Source organism: Pseudomonas sp. NPDC089408, from assembly GCF_044749445.1.
In the GTDB taxonomy this organism is placed as follows: domain Bacteria; phylum Pseudomonadota; class Gammaproteobacteria; order Pseudomonadales; family Pseudomonadaceae; genus Aquipseudomonas.
This window is the reverse complement of record NZ_JBIVHY010000003.1, coordinates 18,994-40,233: the sequence shown is the minus strand read 5'-3', so window position 1 is coordinate 40,233 and position 21,240 is coordinate 18,994. Positions and strand designations below refer to the sequence as shown.

The 21,240-nt window shown below is 63.3% G+C and carries 19 protein-coding genes; 12 read left to right on the top strand and 7 right to left on the bottom strand.

The window, feature by feature from the left end:
• Positions 1-3 precede the first annotated feature (3 nt).
• The gene (locus tag ACIP02_RS05980; protein WP_400614223.1) at positions 4-1,440 is read right to left on the bottom strand and encodes a cytochrome ubiquinol oxidase subunit I; all 1,437 of its coding nucleotides are present in this window, start codon (positions 1,438-1,440) and stop codon (positions 4-6) included.
• A gap of 355 nt (positions 1,441-1,795) precedes the next feature.
• On the opposite strand from ACIP02_RS05980, the gene ACIP02_RS05975 reads away from it, so the two are divergent.
• The 3 genes from ACIP02_RS05975 to trmA all read left to right on the top strand — a co-directional run bounded on the left by ACIP02_RS05975 (position 1,796) and on the right by trmA (position 5,674).
• Positions 1,796-3,016 carry an MFS transporter gene (locus ACIP02_RS05975; RefSeq protein WP_400614221.1) on the top strand — a complete coding sequence of 407 codons (1,221 nt, stop codon included), beginning with the start codon at positions 1,796-1,798 and terminating at the stop codon, positions 3,014-3,016.
• Between the two features lie 280 nt (positions 3,017-3,296).
• The gene (locus tag ACIP02_RS05970) at positions 3,297-4,592 is read left to right on the top strand and encodes an NCS2 family permease (RefSeq protein ID WP_400614219.1); all 1,296 of its coding nucleotides are present in this window, start codon (positions 3,297-3,299) and stop codon (positions 4,590-4,592) included.
• A complete protein-coding gene (gene trmA / locus ACIP02_RS05965; protein WP_400614217.1) occupies positions 4,589-5,674 on the top strand; it encodes a tRNA (uridine(54)-C5)-methyltransferase TrmA in 1,086 nt (361 codons plus the stop codon). Before ACIP02_RS05970 ends, trmA begins: the two co-directional genes overlap by 4 nt.
• 97 nt (positions 5,675-5,771) lie before the next feature.
• Here trmA and pcaG read toward each other — a convergent pair whose 3' ends face one another.
• Both pcaG and pcaH read right to left on the bottom strand, forming a co-directional pair.
• Positions 5,772-6,377 carry a protocatechuate 3,4-dioxygenase subunit alpha gene (gene pcaG, locus ACIP02_RS05960; protein WP_003251601.1) on the bottom strand — a complete coding sequence of 202 codons (606 nt, stop codon included), beginning with the start codon at positions 6,375-6,377 and terminating at the stop codon, positions 5,772-5,774.
• A 10-nt stretch (positions 6,378-6,387) separates the two neighbouring features.
• The gene (gene pcaH / locus ACIP02_RS05955; RefSeq protein ID WP_400614215.1) at positions 6,388-7,107 is read right to left on the bottom strand and encodes a protocatechuate 3,4-dioxygenase subunit beta; all 720 of its coding nucleotides are present in this window, start codon (positions 7,105-7,107) and stop codon (positions 6,388-6,390) included.
• 200 nt (positions 7,108-7,307) lie between these two features.
• Here pcaH and ACIP02_RS05950 point away from each other — a divergent pair, with 200 nt between their 5' ends.
• Complete coding sequence (locus ACIP02_RS05950; protein ID WP_400614213.1) at positions 7,308-8,198, top strand: neutral zinc metallopeptidase; 891 nt, start codon at positions 7,308-7,310, stop codon at positions 8,196-8,198.
• 292 nt (positions 8,199-8,490) lie between these two features.
• Positions 8,491-10,410 carry a methyl-accepting chemotaxis protein gene (locus ACIP02_RS05945; RefSeq protein ID WP_400614210.1) on the top strand — a complete coding sequence of 640 codons (1,920 nt, stop codon included), beginning with the start codon at positions 8,491-8,493 and terminating at the stop codon, positions 10,408-10,410.
• Positions 10,411-10,541: 131 nt separating this feature from the next.
• Here the strand turns inward: ACIP02_RS05945 and ggt are convergent, their stop codons facing one another.
• From ggt to ACIP02_RS05930, 3 genes are all read right to left on the bottom strand, one after another.
• Positions 10,542-12,209 (bottom strand): gamma-glutamyltransferase, encoded by a 1,668-nt coding sequence (ggt, locus tag ACIP02_RS05940; RefSeq protein WP_400614207.1) that lies wholly within the window; start codon positions 12,207-12,209, stop codon positions 10,542-10,544.
• 117 nt (positions 12,210-12,326) lie between these two features.
• Positions 12,327-13,223, bottom strand: a complete 897-nt coding sequence (locus ACIP02_RS05935; RefSeq protein ID WP_400614205.1) for a LysR family transcriptional regulator — start codon at positions 13,221-13,223, stop codon at positions 12,327-12,329.
• A 172-nt stretch (positions 13,224-13,395) separates the two neighbouring features.
• On the bottom strand, positions 13,396-13,986 hold the full coding sequence (locus ACIP02_RS05930; RefSeq protein WP_400614203.1) for an NAD(P)H-dependent oxidoreductase: 591 nt from the start codon (positions 13,984-13,986) through the stop codon (positions 13,396-13,398).
• 155 nt (positions 13,987-14,141) lie between these two features.
• Here ACIP02_RS05930 and ACIP02_RS05925 point away from each other — a divergent pair, with 155 nt between their 5' ends.
• Positions 14,142-14,456, top strand: coding sequence for a putative quinol monooxygenase (locus ACIP02_RS05925; RefSeq protein WP_400614201.1), 315 nt, complete (start codon positions 14,142-14,144; stop codon positions 14,454-14,456).
• Here the strand turns inward: ACIP02_RS05925 and ACIP02_RS05920 are convergent.
• Positions 14,446-15,210 (bottom strand): sulfite exporter TauE/SafE family protein, encoded by a 765-nt coding sequence (locus ACIP02_RS05920; RefSeq protein ID WP_400614199.1) that lies wholly within the window; start codon positions 15,208-15,210, stop codon positions 14,446-14,448. The genes ACIP02_RS05925 and ACIP02_RS05920 overlap by 11 nt on opposite strands.
• A 77-nt stretch (positions 15,211-15,287) precedes the next feature.
• Between ACIP02_RS05920 and ACIP02_RS05915 the strand changes: the two genes are divergently transcribed.
• From ACIP02_RS05915 to ACIP02_RS05890, 6 genes are all read left to right on the top strand, one after another.
• Positions 15,288-16,172: a LysR family transcriptional regulator gene (locus tag ACIP02_RS05915; protein ID WP_400614196.1), complete on the top strand. Its 885-nt coding sequence runs from the start codon at positions 15,288-15,290 to the stop codon at positions 16,170-16,172.
• Between the two features lie 159 nt (positions 16,173-16,331).
• Positions 16,332-16,937, top strand: coding sequence for a CDP-alcohol phosphatidyltransferase family protein (locus ACIP02_RS05910; RefSeq protein ID WP_400614194.1), 606 nt, complete (start codon positions 16,332-16,334; stop codon positions 16,935-16,937).
• Between the two features lie 30 nt (positions 16,938-16,967).
• Positions 16,968-18,722, top strand: coding sequence for a bifunctional alpha/beta hydrolase/class I SAM-dependent methyltransferase (locus tag ACIP02_RS05905; RefSeq protein ID WP_400614192.1), 1,755 nt, complete (start codon positions 16,968-16,970; stop codon positions 18,720-18,722).
• Positions 18,723-20,177 carry a phosphatase PAP2/dual specificity phosphatase family protein gene (locus ACIP02_RS05900; RefSeq protein ID WP_400614190.1) on the top strand — a complete coding sequence of 485 codons (1,455 nt, stop codon included), beginning with the start codon at positions 18,723-18,725 and terminating at the stop codon, positions 20,175-20,177.
• Positions 20,174-20,605 (top strand): hypothetical protein, encoded by a 432-nt coding sequence (locus tag ACIP02_RS05895; RefSeq protein ID WP_400614188.1) that lies wholly within the window; start codon positions 20,174-20,176, stop codon positions 20,603-20,605. The genes ACIP02_RS05900 and ACIP02_RS05895 overlap by 4 nt, the downstream gene beginning before the upstream one ends.
• Positions 20,606-20,615: 10 nt before the next feature.
• A complete protein-coding gene (locus ACIP02_RS05890; RefSeq protein WP_400614186.1) occupies positions 20,616-21,239 on the top strand; it encodes a lysophospholipid acyltransferase family protein in 624 nt (207 codons plus the stop codon).
• The last annotated feature ends 1 nt before the right edge of the window (position 21,240 follow it).

The window sequence follows — 21,240 nt, the reverse complement described above, 5'->3', positions numbered from 1 at the left end:
GGCTCAGTTCCCCTTGCTCAGGTCTGCAGTTGAGGCTTCGCTGCCGTCCTCGGCAGCGGACAGCGGCCGCGCAGGTGTGCGCTTCTGGCCTGGCCCGCCAGGGCGTGGTTCGTCGCCTTCGCCGGTGTGTGGGCCTTTGCGCACCAGGCGCATCATGTAGGCGAAACCGGTGCCGAACAGGGCGAAGTACACCACCACGAACGCCACCAAGGTAAAGCCCAGCTGGGCATAACTGTGGTTGGACACGCCATCGGCCGTGCGCATCACGCCGTAGACCACCCAAGGCTGTCGCCCGATTTCGGTGGTGAACCAGCCGGCCAGGATCGCAATCAGCCCAGACGGCCCCATCCACATCACAAAGTGCAGGAACGGACGCGAGCTGTAGAGCTTGCCGCCTTTGCGCAATAACAGGCTCCACAGCCCCGCAGCGATCATCAGCAAGCCAAGCGCAACCATCACCCGGAACGACCAGAAGATGATCGTCGAATTGGGCCGGTCCTCGGCGGGAAACTCCTTCATCGCTGGCACTTGCTGGTCCAGGCTGTGGGTCAGGATGAGGCTGCCCAGCGCTGGGATCTCGACTTTGAATCGCGTGGTTTCGGCTTGCATGTCGGGGATGCCGAACAGGATCAGCGGGGTCGGTTCGCCTGGGGTGTTTTCCCAATGCCCTTCGATGGCGGCAATCTTCACCGGCTGGTGCTTGAGGGTATTGAGGCCATGGAAGTCACCGATCACTGCCTGGATCGGCGCCACGATCAATGCCATCCACATGGCCATCGACAACATCTTGCGCACCGACGGGTTGTCACGCCCGCGCAGCAGGTGCCAGGCCGCCGAGGCACCGACGAAAAACGCCGTGGCGACAAAGGCGGCGGTGGCCATGTGCATGAGTCGGAACGGGAATGACGGGTTGAAGATGATCGCCAGCCAATCAACCGGGATTACCCTGCCATCGACAATGGCATGCCCCTGTGGGGTCTGCATCCAGCTGTTGGAAGCCAGAATCCAGAATGTCGATACCAGCGTGCCGAGCGCCACCATGCAGGTGGAGAAAAAGTGCAGCCCGCGACCAACACGGTTCCAGCCGAACAGCATCACACCGAGGAAGCCGGCTTCAAGAAAGAACGCCGTCAGCACCTCATAGGTCAGCAGCGGCCCGGTCACCGAACCTGCGAATTCGGAAAAACGGCTCCAGTTGGTGCCAAACTGATACGCCATCACCAGCCCGGAAACCACGCCCATGCCGAAGTTGACAGCGAAGATCTTCGACCAGAAGTGGTAAAGGTCGCGGTAGACCTGCTTGTCGGTCTTCAGCCAAAGGCCTTCAAGCACTGCGAGGTAGCTCGCCAGGCCAATGGTGATGGCCGGGAACAGGATATGAAAAGACACGGTAAACGCGAACTGGATTCGGGCGAGATCTAGGGCCTCTAAACCGAACATAGTGCTTCCTCTTCAGATAATCCGGCGTTCGGGCTCGTGGCCCTGTCGCCCACTGCCCCCACATAGTCGAGTACGGCGAGTTGGAATTGTTCTGTTCGATTTGCAGGGATTAGGGCCGATGGCCCGATCACGACCGGATCGTTTCATTTGCAATGATTGACCCAGATCAATGACTGCCAGAAAGCATAGTCCCGAATGGCCCGGCGAGCCGTGTGGTTGATTGCCGCGTGACCGGTTGCCCCACCCTCTTACATAAACACTGAAAAAGTGCCGATCCGGGCAAACAGTAACCGCTTGTTACAAACAGGTGATACGCTGCGCACCCCGTCTACTGCGCCGAGGCCCCTGGTTTCCGATGTCCGATTCCGCACCGCAGTTGTTGCGTCATCACCGCCCTTTCCTGGCGTTCTGGCTGGCCCGCGTGTTTACCGCCAGCGGCTTCCAGATGCTCACCGTGGCCATTGGCTGGCACCTCTACCAGTTGACCGGCAATGTGCTGGACCTGGGCCTGGTCGGCCTGGTCGAATTCGCCCCACGGGTGCTGTTCATGCTGCATACCGGGCATGTCGCCGACCGCTACGACCGGCGCAAGGTCGCCGCCCTGTGCCAGAGCCTGCAGGGGCTGATTGCCCTGGCGCTGGCCGTGGGCAGCGCCACCGACAACGTTACCCGCGAGCTGATCTTCGCCCTGGCCTTCCTGCTCGGCGCCACCCGCTCGTTCGAAATGCCGGCGACCCAGGCGCTGCTGCCCAACGTGGTACCGCCCGGGCTGTTCCCGCGGGCTGTGGCAGCGTCAGCCTCGGCCACGCAGTCGGCGACCATTGTCGCGCCGGCGGTTGGCGGCTTCCTGTATGCCTTCGGCAGCATCTGGGTGTACGGCCCAACCGTGGCCCTGTACGCCATCGCCTGCGTACTGACCCTGAGCCTGCAGGCGCGCGGCCAGGTGGTGCAGCGCGGGCGCGCCAGCATCGAGTCGCTGCTGGCGGGCATCCGCTTCATCCGCAGCCGCCCCGACATCCTCGGCGCCATCTCGCTGGACCTGTTCGCCGTGCTGCTGGGCGGCGCCACCGCGCTGCTGCCGGTCTTCGCCAAGGACATCCTGCTGACCGGCCCACTGGGCCTCGGCCTGCTGCGCTCGGCGCCAGCGGTAGGGGCGCTGCTGATGTCGCTGTGGCTGGCGCGCTTCCCGTTCGAGCGTAATGTCGGCCGCACCATGTTCACGGCAGTGGGCATTTTCGGCGTGGCGACCATTGCCTTTGGCCTGTCCACCTCGTTCTGGTTCTCGCTGGCGGTGCTGGTGGTGCTGGGCGCGGCGGACATGATCAGCATGGTCATTCGCAGTTCGTTCGTGCAGCTGGAGACGCCAGATGAAATGCGCGGACGGGTGAGTGCGGTGAACGGGCTGTTCATTGGTGCCTCGAACCAGCTCGGCGAGTTTGAATCGGGGGTGACGGCGCACTGGTTTGGCACAGTGCCGGCTGTGGTGATGGGTGGGGTGGGCACTTTGGTGGTGACTGGGGTGTGGATAAAACTGTTCCCGACATTGGCCAAGCGGGATCGGTTGCATAATGGTTGAGCGATAACCTGTACTGGCCCTTTCGCGGGTAAACCCGCTCCTACAGGGATTCGCAGAGCCTGAGGGCGGCGCGTTACTTCCAGGAGCGGGTTTACCCGCGAAGAGGCCGGCACAGACTACAGAGCACCCATTCCCCAACGGCCATAGGCCCCCGTCCAGCATGCTGGTATGATGCGCGGCTTTTTTCCTCCCCACACAAAACCACGGCAACCGGTACGGTCTGTGCTTTGCTGATGGGGTCGATATATTCATGGCGCCGGGGGCGCCTTGGGGAGCGGGCATGCTGGAAAGGCTGTTTCAACTAAAAGCACATAACACCAACGTTCGCACCGAGATTCTCGCGGGCGTCACTACCTTCCTGGCCATGGCCTACATCCTGTTCGTCAACCCGAGCATCCTCGGCGAGACCGGCATGGACAAGGGCGCGATCTTCGTCGCCACCTGCCTGGCAGCGGCCATCGGCTCTACCACCATGGGCCTGATCGCCAACTACCCGATCGCCCTGGCGCCGGGCATGGGCCTGAACGCGTTCTTCACCTACACCGTGGTGCTGCACATGGGCCACACCTGGCAGGTGGCACTGGGCGCGGTGTTCCTGTCGGCGGTGATGTTCTTCCTGCTGTCGATCTTCCGCATCCGCGAATGGATCGTGAACAGCATCCCGTTGCCGCTGCGCTCGGCGATTGCCGCCGGTATCGGTCTGTTCCTGGCGCTGATCGCCCTGCATAACGCGGGCATCGTCGTCGATAACCCGGCTACCTTGGTAGGCTTGGGCGACCTCAAGCAGCCGGCACCGATCCTCGCCACCCTGGGCTTCTTCCTGATCGTAGGCCTGGAGTCGCTGAAAGTGCGCGGCGCCGTGCTGATCGGCATCCTGGTGGTGACCATCGCCTCGATCGTGATGGGCGTGACGCCATTTGGCGGGATCGTTTCCATGCCGCCGTCGCTTGCACCGACCTTCCTGCAACTGGACATCGCCGGCGCGTTGGACGTGGGCCTGGTCAGCGTGATCTTCGCCTTCCTGTTCGTCGACCTGTTCGACAACTCCGGCACCCTGATCGGCGTGGCCAAGCGCGCCGGGCTGATGGGCAAGGACGGCCACATGCCGAAGATGGGCCGTGCGCTGATCGCCGACAGCACTGCCGCCATGGCCGGTTCGCTGCTGGGCACCTCGACCACCACCAGCTACATCGAGTCTGCCGCAGGCGTGAGCGCCGGTGGCCGTACCGGCCTGACCGCCATCGTGGTCGCCGTGCTGTTCCTGCTGGCGCTGTTCTTCGCGCCGCTGGCCGGTAGCGTGCCAGCCTTCGCCACCGCCCCGGCACTGCTGTTCGTCGCGGTGCTCATGGCTTCGGGCCTGGCAGAAATAAACTGGGACGATGTCACCGAAGCCGCACCGGTCGTGGTAACTGCCCTGGCCATGCCGCTGACTTACTCGATCGCCAACGGCATCGCCTTCGGCTTCATTTCCTGGACCGCCGTCAAGCTGATCTCCGGCCGCCACCGCGACCTGAACCCGGCCCTGGTGATCCTTTCCATCCTGTTCGTCATCAAGCTGGGCTGGTTCAACGCATGAGTGCTGCTTTCGACCCCTCCTCCTACGCCACCCAGCTGGATGCCAAGGTGGCCCGGCTGCGCGAGCTGCTGGCGCCGTTCGGCGCGCCGGAGCCGGCTGTTTTCGAATCGCCGCGTGAGCACTACCGCCTGCGCGCCGAGTTCCGTCTGTGGCGCGAGGATGGCCAGCGTCACTACGCCATGTTTGCCCCTGGCGAGAAGCACAAGGCGATCCTGATCGACGACTTCCCGATTGCCAGCCAGCGCATCAACGAACTGATGCCGCGCCTGAAAGCAGCCTGGCAGGCCAGCGAAGCACTGGGCAACCGCCTGTTCCAGGTGGAGTTCCTCACCACCCTGGCGGGCGACGCCATGATCACCCTGTGCTACCACCGCCCGCTGGACGAGGCCTGGGAAGTGGCTGCACGGCAGCTGTCCGAGACATTGGGCGTTAGCGTGATTGGCCGCTCCAAAGGCAAGCGCCTGGTAATCGGCCGCGACTACGCGGTGGAAAAACTCGACGTGGCTGGCCGTGTGTTCAGCTATCGCCAGCCGGAAGGTGCCTTCACCCAGCCTAACGGTGCAGTAAACCAGAAGATGCTGAGCTGGGCTTTCGAGGCAATTGGCGAGCGTGAGGACGACCTGCTGGAGCTGTACTGCGGCAACGGCAACTTCACCCTGCCACTGGCCACCCGCGTGCGCCAGGTGCTGGCCACCGAGATCAGCAAGACGTCGGTCAATGCCGCGTTGAGCAACCTCGACGAGAACGCTGTGGATAACGTGCGGTTGGTGCGCCTGTCTGCAGAAGAGCTGACCCAGGCGCTGAACGAGGTGCGGCCGTTCCGCCGGCTGGAAGGCATCGACCTGAAAAGCTATGACTTCGGTACGGTGTTCGTCGACCCGCCGCGCGCGGGGATGGACCCGGATACCTGCGAGCTGACCCGGCGTTTCGAGCGGATCCTGTACATCTCGTGCAACCCGGAGACGCTGGCGGCAAACATTGCCCAGTTGCAGGACACCCACCGCATCGAGCGGTGTGCGTTGTTTGACCAGTTCCCGTATACCCACCATATGGAAAGTGGGGTGTTGCTGGTTCGGCGTTAAAGCATTCGCGGGACAAGCCCGCTCACACAGGTACTACAGCACTCTGTGGGAGCGGGCTTGCCCCGCGAATGGGCCGCAACGCGGCCCCAGGCCTCATTCAGAAGTCGAAGAACACCGTCTCCCCTTCCCCCTGAATACGGATATCAAAGCGATACGCCGTCTTCCCGTCCACTTCGCAACGCTTGGCAATCAGCGTCTCACGGCGTTGCGGCTGCTCGATCAGGTTGAGCACCGGGCACTTGGCGTTGGCCTGGGCCTCATCATCGAAATACAACCGCGTGTGCAGGTGAATGTTGATGCCACGGGCAAACAGGCTGATGTTGATGTGCGGCGCCATCGGCACGCCAGCGGCGTTGTTCACCACACCCGGCTTGACCGTGTGCAGGGTCCACTCACCGGCATCGAACGTGGTCGCAGTGCGGCCAAAGCTGTTGAAAGCGTTTTCCAGGTTGTAGGCATCCTGGTACTCGCCATTGGCGTCGGCTTGCCACACTTCCAGGAACGAGTCGCGCACCAGGTGGCCGTTACCGTCGTACACCTGGCCAAGCAGCAGAATGTGCTCGCCCGGTGCGTCCGGTTTGGCCAGGCGGTTCCAGATTTCCTGGTCGCGGGTCGGGTTGCCGGCCGCTTCCAGGGCCAGGCCGATGTGCACGTAGGGGCCGGCGGTCTGCGAAGGGGTTTCCGGCAGCAGTTCGATTGGCATGGCGGGGTCCTCAGCAGTTTTCGAAGTGGGTCTTGCGCTGGCCGCGCAGCACGATGTCGAAGCGGTAGGCCAGGCAGTCCATCGGGTTGGCGCTGCTCATGTCGAGCTTGGCGATCAACTGCTGCACGGCTTCAGGGTTGGCGATCGACTTGACGATCGGGCACATCGGGATCAGCGGGTCACCTTCGAAGTACAGCTGGGTGATCAGCTTGGTGGCGATCGACGGGCCGCTGATGGCGAAGTGGATGTGCGCCGGGCGCCAGTCGTTCGGGCCGTTGCGCCATGGGTACGGGCCCGGCTTGATGGTGCGGAAGCTGTAGTAGCCGTCACGGTCGGTCAGGCAGCGACCGACGCCACCGAAGTTAGGGTCCAGCGGTGCCAGGTAGCGGTCGTTCTTGTGGCGATAGCGGCCGCCGGCGTTGGCTTGCCACATCTCCACCAGGGTGTTCGGCACAGGCTTGCCGTACTGGTCGACGACGCGGCCAGCAACGATGATGCGTTCGCCGATCGGCAGGCCACCGTTGTTGAAGTTCAGCAGCAGGTCATGGTCGTGGGTACCGAAACCCAGGTGGGAAAAGTCGGGGCCGGTGGTTTCGCTGATCGATTGCGGGATGCTGACCAGTGCCTGACGCGGTGAGCGGGCGATGGACGTTTTGTAGTCAGGCGTAAGGGCTTTCGGGTGCCAGTTGCGATCACGGATCACGAAGCGGCTATTGTCCTGTGCGGGCATGCCGGTTTCCTCTCTTGGAATTATGTAAAAGCCTGGGCGTGGCAGGCGGACTTGCAGTTTCCGGCATGTCGTGCGCGAAGAATATTGAAATGAAGCCATGCAAACATAACCATATGGTTATGCTTGAACACCTATGTCTGTCGCCATCGATTGACCTGAACTAATATTTGTCTTCTTGTTTCACGCTCTGGAGCGCATTCATGGAATGGCGAAAAGGCCGACGCAGCGACAATGTGGTTGATGCCCGAGGCGCAGGTGGCGGTGGCGGCATGCGATTCGGCGGCGGTAAAGGCTTGGGGCTCGGCGCGATTCTGCTGATCGTCGGTATTGGCTGGCTTACCGGGCAGGACCCGTTGCAGATCCTGGGCCAGCTCACTGGCCAGATGGAACAGCAGCAACAGCAAACAGCCCCCCGTGGCGCTGGCGGCAAGGCGCCGCCGGCCAACGACGAGCAAGCCGAGTTCGTCGCCTCGATCCTGGGCGATACCGAGGACACCTGGAAGGCTCTGTTTGCCGAAGCCGGCAAACAATACCGTGACCCCAAGCTTGTGTTGTTCAGCGGCCAGGTCAATTCTGCCTGTGGCTTTGCCTCAGCGGCGGTGGGGCCGTTCTACTGCCCGGCCGACCAGCAGGTGTACCTGGACACCTCGTTCTTCCGCGAGATGGAAACCCGCTTCGCCGCAGCCGGTGATTTCGCCCAGGCCTACGTAATCGCCCACGAAATCGGTCACCATGTGCAAACGCTGCTGGGGGTGTCGGCCAAGGTCGATGCCGCTCGCCGCAGCGGCCAGCGCATGGAAGGCGACAACGGCCTGCTGGTGCGCCAGGAACTGCAAGCCGACTGCCTGGCCGGGGTATGGGCCTACCAGGCGCAGAAGCGCCTGAACTGGCTGGAGCCGGGTGATGTCGAGGAAGCGCTGAACGCAGCCAATGCCATTGGCGATGACCGCCTGCAGCAGCAGGGCCGCGGGCGTGTGGTACCGGACTCGTTCACCCATGGCACCTCGGCGCAGCGGGTGCGCTGGTTCAAGACCGGGTTTGCCGAAGGCGAGGTGAACCGCTGCGACACCTTCAGTGCGCGTAACCTCTGATGCCTTGCCCAACAGGCTGACGCGGTCAGTGTAGGAGCGGCCTTGTGTCGCGAAAGGGCCGCAAAGCGGCCCCAGCAATAGTTGGATCAGCACTGAAACCCAGGGGCCGCTTCGCGGCCCTTTCGCGACACAAGGCCGCTCCTACAAAAATCGCGTAATCGTTATTGCTGAAAAAGCGTTTCAGCTTCCATGATCACTGCCGATAACCCCTGCACGAGTCAGCGGGCATCCAGAACAACAACGCCTGGCGATCGAAGATCAAGAGAGCGAAAACTACTTCTGGAGAGCGTGCATGAACAGCTGGTTCGCCAACATCAGCGTCAACCTCAAACTCGGCCTGGGCTTCGGCCTGGTGCTGATCCTCACCGGCCTGCTGGCCCTGACCGGCTGGACCAGCCTGGGCAGCCTGATCGACCGCAGCAACTGGATGGGTGACATCGGCCAGTTGAACAAAGACCTCACCGACCTGCGCATCGCGCGCCTGCAGTACATGATCGCCAACGGCGACGATGCCGCAGCTGCCAACACCCAGGCCAAGCTGGACGCCTTCAGCAAGCAGCAGGCCTACCTGGCCCGCACGTTCAAGAGCCCGGAGAACATCCAGCTGCTGAGCGAACTGGGCGAAACCATCAGCACCTACAAGCTGTCGCTGAACAAGATGCGCCAGGGCTACGACGCCACCCGCACCGCACGAAGCGCCATGGACAGCTCGGCCAGCCGCGCCGACCAGGCCATGGACGTGCTTAGCCAGGAAGTGATGGCTCGCCCGGAGGCCGACAGTATGCGCCTTGCCCAGTACCAACTGATCAGCAAGGCCCGCCAGCAACTGCTGCAAGTGCGCATCGACGTGCGTGGCTACATTGCCGACAACAGTGCCGCCAATGAACAGGCCGCCCTGCGCCAACTGGACGCGGCACTGGCCGACATCGATAACCTCAAGCGCCAGCTGCCTGGCGAAAGCACACGCCTGCAGCCGTTCGAAAGCGCGGTGCTGGCCTACCGCGACGCCGTGCGCCAGTTCCGCGACGCAGTCGCCAACATCACCACCTCGCGCGCCGAAATGACCGTGCAAGGTGCCGATATCGTCAAGCGCAGCGACGCGCTGTACCAGATCCAGCTGGAGCGCCGCGACATCGAAAGCACCCAGGCCCGCAGCCTGCAAGCCATCGCCACGTTGCTGGCGTTGCTGGTGGGTGTGCTGGCAGCGGTGCTGATCACCCGCCAGATCACCCGCCCGTTGCGTGACACCCTCGCAGCGGTGGAAAAGATCGCCAGCGGCGACCTGACCCACGACCTGCGCGTCAACCGCCGGGACGAGCTGGGCGTACTGCAACAAGGCATCGCACGCATGGGCACCACCCTGCGCGACCTGATCAGCGGTATTCGCGATGGCGTCACTCAGATCGCCAGCGCCGCCGAAGAGCTGTCGGCCGTGACCGAGCAGACCAGCGCTGGCGCCAACAGCCAGAAGGTCGAGACCGACCAGGTGGCCACCGCCATGCATGAAATGGCCGCCACTGTTCAGGAAGTGGCGCGTAATGCCGAACAGGCCTCGCACGCCGCCACCGGTGCCGATGACGAAGCCCGCGCCGGTGACCGCGTGGTGGGTGAGGCGATTGGCCAGATCGAGCGCCTGGCCGAAGACATGCATCGCTCCACCGAGGCCATGAACCTGCTGCAACAGGAAAGCCAGAAGATTGGCAGCGTGATGGACGTGATCAAGTCGGTGGCCGAACAGACCAACCTGCTGGCGCTGAACGCGGCGATCGAAGCGGCGCGGGCTGGTGAGGCGGGCCGTGGGTTTGCCGTGGTTGCCGACGAAGTGCGCGGCCTGGCGCAACGCACGCAGAAGTCCACCGAAGAGATCGAGGAGTTGATTGCCAGCCTGCAGCATGGCACCCAGCAAGTGGCCAACGCCATGCAAGGCAGCCGCACCCTGACCGACAGCAGCGTCGAACTGGCGCGCAAGGCCGGGGTATCACTGGAAAATATCACCAGCACGGTGTCGAGCATTCAGTCGATGAACCAGCAGATTGCTGCGGCGGCCGAGCAGCAGAGTGCGGTGGCCGAAGAGATCAGCCGCAGTATCCTGAATGTGCGTGATGTGTCGGAGCAGACGGCGGCGGCCAGTGATGAGACGGCGGCGTCCAGTGTCGAGCTGGCGCGCCTTGGCGGGCAATTGCAGACATTGGTCAGCCAGTTCCGCGTTTGAGTTTAAGACCTTGGGGCCGCTTTGCGGCCCTATCGCGACGCAAGGCCGCTCCTACAGGAGATCGCGTTCCTTGTAGGAGCGGCCTTGTGTCGCGATGGAGGGCAAAGCCCTCCCGGCAATGGAACAGGTTTTTACTTGACGACCATCCCCACCCCACGCCCCCGCGGATCGGAAGCGGTCTCCAGCTTCGCCCCATCCACCCGAATCGCCTGGATATCACCCATCTCCCAACCCTGGTCCTCCAGCACGTAGCCCATCTTCTTCAGCCCGTCAGCCACCGGCCCGGTCAACGGCGCATAGCTGTCGAAGTAAATGGTGTCCTTAGGCAGCAACTGATGGTGCACACGCTGCGCCGCCACCGCCTTGTCCAGCGGCATGCCGTAGTCATACAGGTTGTTCATCACCTGGAAGATCGAGGTAAAGATCCGCGAACCGCCCGGGGTGCCGATCACCAGCTCGACCTTGCCATCACGGGTCATCAGGCTGGGGCTCATCGATGACAGCATGCGCTTGCCCGGTTCGATCGCGTTGGCATCGCCACCGACCACGCCAAAGGCATTCGCCGCCCCCGGCTTGGCACTGAAGTCGTCCATTTCGTCATTCAGCAGGAAACCCGCGCCCTTCACCACCACACCACTGCCGTAGTCGAGGTTGAGGGTGTAGGTGTTGCTGACCGCGTTGCCCTGCTTGTCAACGATCGAGAAGTGCGTGGTCTGGTGCGGCTCCAGGCCCGGCTTGACCTTGTCGGTGTCGGAAATCGCCTTGGGGTTGACCTGCGCGGCGCGCTTGGCCAGGTAGTCCTTGGCCACCAGCTTGTCCACAGGCACTTGGGTGAAGGCCGGGTCGCCAAGGTAGTCGGCGCGGTCGGCGAACACACGCTTTTCGATCTCGGCCAGCAAGTGGATGTACTGCGCCGAGTTGTGCGCTACCCCTTTGAAGTCGGCTGCGCGGTCTTCCTTGATGCCCAGCAACTGGGCCAGCGCCACACCGCCGGAGCTGGGTGGTGGCGCGGTGTACACCACGTTGCCACGCCAGCTGACGGCCATCGGCTCACGCCACACGGCCTTGTAGTCCTTCAGGTCTTCCTTGGTGATCAGGCCCTTGTCGGCGTGCATCTGCGCCACCAGCAAATCGGCAGTCTTGCCCTGGTAGAACTCGCTTACACCCTTGTCGGCGATGCGCTCCAGGGTCTGGGCCATTTCCGGCTGCTTGAACAGCTCGCCAACCTTCATGTTGCCGAAGTAGTCGTTGAAGTTGGTCGCGGTCTTGAACATGCCCTGGGCATCGTTGCGGTACTGGTACTGCTTTTCGGCCACCTTGAAGCCGTTTTTCGCATAGCCGATGGCCGGGGTTAGCAGCTCGCTCCAGGGCAGCTTGCCGAACTTCTGGTGCGCTTCCCACAGGCCCATCACCGTGCCGGGCACGCCAGCGGCGCGCACGCCGACCAGGCTGAGGTTCTCGATCACCTCACCCTTGTCGTCCAGGTACATGTTGCGCGTGGCGGCCTTGGGCGCCACTTCGCGGTAGTCGAGGAAGTACGGCTTGCCGTCGACGAACAGGGTCATGAAACCACCCCCGCCAATGTTGCCGGCCTCGGGATATGTCACCGCCAGGGTGAAGGCCGTGGCCACGGCCGCGTCTACTGCATTGCCGCCCTTATTCAGGATAGCGGCGGCTACCTGTGCACCATATTGATCGGGGGCGGCCACCGCGCCACCCTCCAGATCAGCGGCGTAAACCGAGGAACAGCTCAGGATCGCGGCTGCGAGAGCCAGGTACTGGAACGGGACAATACGCATGACACTTCCTTGGTGTTGTTTTTGTTGAGCAGTCAGTAAGGCCGAAGCGCTTCGACTGTGCAATCAACAGCAGGAAGTTTCGCCGCCTGTGGACAGGATCTGTCGCGTTCAGGCAACTCAGCAGGCGTACATCGCCAGCTTGCGCTGGATGAAATCGAGGAAGCACTGGATGCGCAGCGCCAACTGAGTGTTGCGGTAGTACACCGCGTGGATCGGTTGGCGATAGCCGTTGTTTGCTTCGCTCAACAGCACCTGCAGGCGCCCGGCGCGGATGTCCTCGTGGGTCATGAAGTGCGACAGGCTGACAATACCCTCACCGGCTAGCGCCAACTGACGCAAGGTTTCGCCGCTAGAGGCGATCAGCGCCGGGCGAATGCTCCAGCGGTCGCCCTGGGCATGGCGCAGCGGCCAGTGGTTGAGTGACTCGGGCTGGCTGAAGCCGAGCAGGCAGTGGCTGGCCAGGTCCTCGACGCGCTGTGGCGTGCCGTGCTGCTCCAGGTAGGCAGGGCTGGCCAGCACCTGCACCGGGCTGCAACCCAGGTTACGCGCATGCAAGCTGGAATCGGCCAGCTCACCGATGCGGATCGCCACGTCGGTGCTCTGTTCCAGCAGGTCGATGATCAGGTCGTCAGTGTTCAGTTCCAGCTCGATACCTGGGTACTCGCGGCGGAACTCGCCAATCCACGGCAGGATGGCATGCAGCATGAACGGCGCGGCGGCGTTGATGCGCAGGCGCCCGGTGGGGGTCTGGCGGTTCATCGACAGACGCTCTTCCATCTCGTCCATCTGCTCGAGGATCAGCCGTGAGCGCTCGAGGAAGAACCGGCCCTCTTCGGTGAGGTCCATGCGCCGGGTGGTGCGGTTGACCAGCGTGGTACCCAGCTTGCCTTCCAGGCGCGACAGGGTGCGGCTGACGGCAGAGGGGGTCTGGCCCATCTGCTCGGCGGCGGCGGAGATCGAGCCGCAGTCGATGACGGCGACGAATACCTGGAGTTCTTCGGATCGGGTTTTCACATCTGGGCCTGTGGTTGGACGCTGCTGGGAATAGATAGCTGCTTGTTAAGGCCAAGTCCAGCGGTGCCTATTCTGGCCTATTCGCGGCGGTTCGACGCCTCGATGAACCCGCTCCTACAACGATCTGTGTAGGAGCGGGTTTACCCGCGAAGAGGCCAGAACAGGCAAAACCTTATTGTGCCTTGCCAAACACCTTGTCCAGATGCGCCTCATAGGCCGCCAACGCAGCCGGCACATCCGGCCGCTTCATCACATCCGTCGCCAGGAACGTCGGCAGGCCAGTCATGCCAAGGAACTGATTAGCCTTATGGAACGGGAAATACACCGCATCCACGCCTTTACCCTCGAAGAAGTCGCTCGGGTCATCAAACGCCTGCTGCGGCGCGTTCCAGGTCAGCGACAGCATGTACTGCTTGCCATGCACCAGGCCACCGCTGCCGTACTTCTGCGAATGGTCCGAACGGGTACGGCCGTCGTTGGCATACAGGCTGCCGTGGCCTGCGGTGAAGACATCGTCGATGTACTTCTTTACCGTCCACGGCGCGCCCATCCACCAGCCGGGCATTTGATAGATCACGACATCGGCCCAGAGGAATTTTTCCACTTCTTCCTGGGCGTCGTAACCGCCATCGATAAAGGTCTGGCGCACATCGAAGCCGGCCCGGTCGAGATGGGCGATGGCCGCTTCGTGCAGGGTCGCGTTGAGGCGACCATCGGAGTGAGCGAACTGTTTACCACCGTTGAGCAAAAGGATCTTCGTCATGCGAGCCTCGAGGAAAAATTCAGGTCTGCAGGTTAGAGGCTCGCGGGCACGGGATACAGCAGGGGCGGGGCAAAATACAATTGACCTGAAGTCACAAATACAGACCTAATTATTGCCGTAGAATCGGTTCATCTCCCATCACCGAGTAGCGCCCCATGAGTGAGCAGTTCGCCTTCATCCTCAAAGCCAAGACCCGCCCGGACATGGCTGATGCGTTCGAAACCCTGTTCCGCCCCTATGTCGAGCCAAGCCGCCAGGAACCAGGCTGCATCGAGTACCACATGCTGCGCGACAAGGAAGACCCCAGCCTGTTCGTGTTCTTCGAGGTATGGGCCGACCAGGCCGCGCTGGACGTGCACTCGGCCCTGCCGCACATGACCGCGTTCTTTGAAAAACGCATGGATTACCTGGAGCGCGATTTCGATATCCAGCGGGTCGACATGCTCAGCGCTTCGTCTGCTAACCGTTGATCAGCAGATGGCCGCCGAGGGCGGCCAGGCCGATGAAGAAGCAACGCTTGAACAGCTGCGCGCTGATACGCTGACGCAGCCACTGCCCGGCCAGCATGCCGAGCAGGGCCGGCGCCAGCATCAGCAGCGATGCGCCCAGTGCCTGGCCACCCAGGGCATCCTGCCCGGCCAGGCCCACGGCCAAGGCCAGGGTCGAGACAGTGAATGACAGGCCCAGGGCCTGGATCATCTGCTCCCGGCTCAGGCCCAGGCTCTGCAGGTAGGGCACTGCAGGCATCACGAACACCCCGGTTGCCGCGGTGATCACGCCGGTGACCAGCCCGCAGAGCGGCCCCAGCCAGCGCTCATGCCGCGCCGCCAGGTGCAACCCCGGGCCGATCAGCCCATAAAGCGCATACACCAACAAGGCTGCACCCAGTGCGTGCACGGCCCATGGGCCACTGTTGATCCCCAGCCAGGCGCTACCCAGCAAAGTGCCGACGAAGATCAGCGCCAGCATCGGCCCCAAGCGAATCAGCAAGCCCCGCAGGTGCCCGCCGCTGGCCAGCTGCCACAGATTGGTCAGCGTTGAAGGCACAATCAGCAACGCCGCAGCCTGCGCCGGCGACATAGCCAGGCCCAGCAGGCCCATGGCGATGGTCGGCAGGCCGAGACCGATCACGCCTTTCACCGCGCCAGCCAGCAGAAAGGTGATTACCACCAGCACAGTCAGTGCCGGGCCTATGTTCTGGTAGAAAGAGAGGAAGGTAGTCATAGGCCGATGATGACGGCTGCCGGGTGCGGTGAAAATCTGCCATATACTCAGTCAGACTCTTGCACAGGCAGAGCCACATGCATTTCGACCTGATCGACCTCAAGCTGTTCCAGCACACCCTGGAGTGCGGCAACATCACGGCCGGCGCCAGCCGCAGCCACTTGTCGCTGCCGGCCGCCAGTGCGCGCATCCGGGCGATGGAAGCCTCGCTGGGTATTCCCTTGCTGGAGCGTAACCGCCGTGGCGTACAGCCGACACCGGCCGGGCAGGCGCTGTTGCAGCATGCGCGGCTGATTGCACAGCAGGTCGAGCGCCTGCAGTTCGACCTGGGCCAGTACGCGTACGGGCAACAAGGCCAGGTGCGGCTGCTGTGCAATACCGCAGCGCTTACCGAATACCTGCCCGAACTGCTGGCCAGCTACCTGGCGCAGAACCCAGGGGTAAGCGTGGACGTGCAGGAGCTGCCGAGCTTGCGCATCGTGCAGGCGATCACACAAGGCATGGCCGACCTGGGCATCGTTTCAACCGCCGCCCCCAGCGAGCACCTGCAGACCCGGCCATTTCGCGACGACCCGCTGGTGCTGGTGACGCCGCTGGGCCACCCGCTTGCCAGTGCGGCCGCGCCCAGCTTCATCGACAGCTTGAGCCATGGTCATGTCGGCCTGGGTGCCGGCAGTGCGCTGGCGTTGTATTTGGAAGAACAGGCACTGCGCGAAGGGCGCCGCATGCAAGTACGGGTGCGGGCCGAGGGTTTCGATGGGGTAATCCGTATGGTCGCCGGCGGGGCTGGGGTCGGGGTGGTGCCGCTGGCTGCGGTGCAGCGCTGGCAGGGCGTGCTGCCGTTGCACTGGGTGATGCTTGAAGAGGCGTGGGCCAATCGCAAGTTGCTGCTGTGCGCGCGGGATTTTGCGGCCCTGCCTGGCTATGCCGCAGCATTGGTTGAGCGGTTGATGGAGGCCTGAAATTACGTGGCCGCTTGGGATGGCGCATTCGCGGGTAAACCCGCTCCTACAGAAGAACCCGTGTTTGCCGAGTTACGCTAAACCTGTGGGAGCGGGTTTACCCGCGAAGAAGACTCACACACAATGGCGCCCAATCGCACTACGAAAAAGGATTTTCCGGTGGCATCGATCTACCAGCTGAAACCACGCTTCCAGGCCCTGCTGCGCCCGACCGTACAGCGCCTTTACGACCGTGGCATCACCGCCAACCAGGTTACCGTCGCTGCCGCTGTGGTGTCGCTGCTGCTAGGCATGCTTCTGGTCGCCCTGCCCCACATCCCCTGGCTGTTCATGCTGGTGCCGCTGTGGATGCTGCTGCGCATGGCACTGAACGCCGTCGACGGCATGTTGGCCCGGGAGTTCGACCAGCAGTCCACCCTTGGCGCCTACCTCAACGAACTGTGCGACGTGATCGCCGATGCCGCCCTTTACCTGCCCTTCGCCTTGCTGCCTGGTGTGTCATCGGCACTGGTGGTGCTAGTCGTCCTGTGCGCCACCTTCAGCGAATATGCCGGGGTCATGGGCCCACTGGCCGGCGCCTCACGGCGCTACGACGGGCCCATGGGCAAAAGCGACCGGGCGTTTGCCTTCGGCGTGCTGGGCGCCGGCGTCGCCTTTGGCCTGCTCGATGGCAGCTGGGTCAACGGCCTGTTGCTGGTCATCCTCGTGCTCTCGCTCTATACCCTCTACAACCGGGTTCGCCATGGGCTGGTCGAAACCCGCTGAGCCACCTGCCGCTGCAAAAGGATGTTGACCATGCGTCAAGCGCAAGCGCTGCACTTCTCCACCCATGACGGTGTCGAGTTGCACTACCGTCATTGGCCTGCCACCCGCAATGAACACCAACCACGCCGAGCGGTGGTGATGTTCCACCGCGGCCACGAACACGGCGGGCGCATGGCCCACCTGGCCGACGAGCTGGACATGCCGGGCTACGACTTTTTCGCCTGGGATGCTCGCGGCCATGGCCAGTCACCAGGCGCCCGCGGCGACAGCCCAGGGTTTGCCACCAGCGTGCGCGATGTACAAACCTTCATTGCACACATACAAACCCACCACGGCATTGCAGAGCAGGACCTGGTGGTGCTGGCACAGAGCGTGGGGGCCGTGCTGGTCGCTACCTGGGCCCATGACTACGCACCCAAGGTGCGTTGCCTGGTACTGGCCTCGCCGGCGTTCAAGGTCAAGTTGTACGTACCTTTCGCTCGCCCCGGCCTGAGGCTGCTCAAGGCCTTGCGCGGGAACTTCTTCGTCAACAGTTACGTCAAGCCGCGCCTGCTCACCCACGACCCCGAACGGGTCATGTCCTATGTGGCCGACCCACTGATCAGCCGGCCCATTTCGGTGACCATGCTGCTGGGCCTCTACGAAGCCGCCGACCGGGTGGTGGCGGATGCCCAGGCCATCCAGGTACCCACGCAGTTGCTGGTATCCGGTGCCGACCTGGTGGTCGAGCGCCAGCCACAGGAACGCTTTTTCGAACGCCTGGGCAGTACGCGCAAGGAAATGCACATTCTGCCGGGCTTTTTCCATGACACCCTGGGTGAGCGTGACAGGGCTCATGCTCTGCGGCGCATTGAACGCTTTGTCGAGCACTGCTTCGCCAACCCCGCTGCGGTACCGTCGCTGCTCGATGCCGACAAGACCGGTGCCAGCTGCGCTGAAGCAGAAAGCCTGGCCGCGCCGCTGCCGCGCAACTCACCGCGTGACCTGTACTGGCGCGCCACCCGCGCCAGCCTGCGCCTGGGTAAGGGCCTGTCCGAGGGCGTCAAGCTTGGGTTCGACACCGGTTTCGATTCGGGCAGCACCCTGGACTACGTGTACCGCAACCAACCCACCGGCAAGGGCAGGCTGGGCCGCCTGGTCGACCAGAATTACCTCGGCGCCATTGGCTGGCGCGGTATCCGCCAGCGCAAGCTGCATGTCGAAGAACTGCTGCGCCTGGCGATCGCCCGCCTGCGCGAACAACAGCGCCCGGTCCATATCGTCGACATCGCCGCCGGCCATGGCCGCTACATTCTCGAAGCCCTGCAGGAACTGCAGCAACTGCCGGATTCGATCCTGCTGCGCGACTACAGCGAGCTGAACGTGCAGCAAGGCAGTGCGTTGGTTTCCGAAAAAGGCCTGGCCAACATCGCCCGTTTCATTCAAGGCGATGCCTTCGACCGGCAGAGCCTGGCCACGCTGGATCAGCCACCGACCTTGGCCGTGGTCTCGGGCCTTTACGAGCTGTTCCCGAGCAACCAGCTGGTGGGCAACTCGCTGGCGGGCCTTGCCGATGCCATGGAGGACGGCGGCTATCTGGTCTACACCGGCCAGCCGTGGCACCCGCAACTGGAAATGATCGCCCGCGCCCTTACCAGCCATCGCGGCGGCGAGGCGTGGGTAATGCGCCGCCGCAGCCAGGCCGAAATGGACCAGTTGGTGGAAGCGGCGGGCTTCCGCAAACTGGCCCAGCGCATCGATGAGTGGGGCATCTTCAGCGTTAGCCTGGCACAACGGGTGCGCTGAATGGGCCTGGCACGTGAACCCGGGCTGATCCGCCGCGGTGTGTTCTGGCTGCTATTGCTCGGGCCATTGTTTTTCCTCAGCTACGGGCTGGCCAACAACCATACGGCCGGGCGCACGGATGTCGGCAGCCTGGTGTTCGGCTGGGAGCAGGGCATGCCGCTATGGCCCTGGACGATCATTCCGTATTGGTCGATTGACCTGCTTTACGGGTTGTCCTTCCTGCTGCCGCGCACGCGCCAGGAAATGGACCGGCACGCGCTGGCGCTGCTCAGCGCTCAACTGATCAGCGTAACCTGCTTCCTGCTCTGGCCGCTGCGCTTCACCTTCGAGCGGCCTGAACTGGGTGGGCTGTTCGGCTGGCTGTTCGATGTGCTGATGGGTTTCGACAAACCCTTCAACCAGGCGCCTTCGCTGCATATTGCGCTGCTTGTGATCATTTGGACGATGTTTGCCCGGCATGTACGACACCCAACCTGGCGTTGGCTGACGCATGGCTGGATGGCACTGATCGGGGTGTCTGTGCTGACCACCTGGCAGCACCATTTCATCGATGTGCCGACAGGGGCATTGGCGGGGTTTGCCTGTGTCTGGCTGTGGCCGCACGAGGGGCGGTTACCTTGGCAACAGGCTCGTCTTGCAGGTGATGCCAACCGCTGGCGGGTGGCATTGTGCTATGCCGTGGGCGCCCTGTTGTGCGCAGTGCTTGCCATTGCGTTGGGCGGTGCCTGGCTGTGGCTGGCCTGGCCGGCCGTGTCGCTGGCTTTGGTGGCGCTGAATTATGCCGTGTTTGGCGCAGGCGGGTTTCAGAAAGGCACCGACGGGCGCTTGTCGCCTGCAGCCTGCTGGCTGCTGGCGCCGTACCTGGTGGGAGCGTGGACCAATTCGCGGTTGTGGACCAGGCACCAGCCGCAGGCGAATGAAGTGTGCGATGGCGTTTATCTGGGGCGGCTTCCCGGGTACGGCGACGGCGCGCAATTCGCTGCGGTTGTCGATTTGTGTGCAGAGCTGCCGTGCCATTTTCAGGACAGCACGGACCTTTGTAGGAGCGGCCTTGTGCCGCGAACGGGCTGCACAGCAGCCCCGGCAATGTCTGCAGCGAAGCTGAAAATCTGGGGCCGCTTCGCGCCCCTTTCGCGACACAAGGCCGCTCCTACACCGATTGCGTCAGCGGTTGGATACCAGTGTTTTCCTGCCTTGGACCTGATAGCGCCAGAGACTAACCTGCTGCACCAGGCAGCCAACGCCATCGAACACCTGCGCGCCCAAGGCCCGGTCCTGGTCTGCTGCGCCCTGGGTTATTCGCGCAGCGCCAGCGCCGTGGCTGCCTGGCTAATGCTCACAGGCCGCTGCAGCGATGCCCCACAGGCCGAAGCGCTGATCCGCAAGGCTCGCCCTGGTGTCGTTCTGCACCGCGCACACCGCCTGGCCCTGCAACAGCTTGGAGCACAACCATGAACCTGTTCGTGGTTGCCACATTGCTGGGCCGTGGCAAACAGCTGGAACGCCTTTCAGACGGCCTGACCCTGCTGGCCCTGGCCTATGGCCTGGCGCCTTTGCTGGGCGCACCGCGGCAACCGCTGGCTAGCCTGCTGTGCTGCGTGCTGTTGATGCTTGGCGTGCTGCACAAGTACTGGGCCATCCGCGTGGCTGTGGATGCCGAACTGTTTGCCCGCCTCGCCGATAGCAGCGACCTGGCAGCAGACACCCTGGCCCTGGACCGTGCCCTGTTCGAACTGAAACTCAAGCCACAGGCCGCAGACGCCCGTGCCTGGCCCGCCCGCAGCCAGGCCGCGCTCGGCCTGTTGCGCCGCCAGGCAGTTTGCCTGGGCCTGCAACTGACGCTGGCCTTGGCTACCCTGCTGATGCTGCCTTTGAAGGGATAACTACTAAACCATGCTCGCCACCCTCACGGCCTACCTCATCACCTCCGCCGCCCGCCTGGTCACCGGCGCCCGCGCCCTGTGGCTGGGTTGCACGCCGTTGCCGGTGCAACGCCTGTATTTTGCCAACCACAGCAGCCACGGCGACTTCGTGCTGCTGTGGGCCTCACTGCCACAACCACTGCGCAGGCACACCCGCCCGGTGGCCGGCGCCGACTACTGGGCCAAACCGGGCATCCGCAACTTTCTCATTCGCAAGGTCTTCAATGGCGTACTGATCGACCGGCAACGCAGCGAAGGCCAAGGCAGCCCGCTGCAGCCGATCCTCGACGCGGTCAGCCAGGGCGACTCGCTGATCTTCTTTCCGGAGGGCACGCGCAACCTGGGCGACGAGCCGTTGATGCCGTTCAGGAGCGGGTTGTATCACCTGGCCGCGGCCAACCCGCAAGTCGAACTGGTGCCCGTCTGGATCGCCAACCTCAACCGGGTGATGCCAAAAGGCCGCGCCCTGCCCTTGCCGTTGCTTTGCACGTTGAGCTTTGGTGAGCCCCTGCACCTGCAAGCCGATGAAAGCAAGCAGGCGTTTCTCGAGCGGGCCAGCCAGGCCCTGCTGAACCTGGCCCCGAAGGATGCCTGAC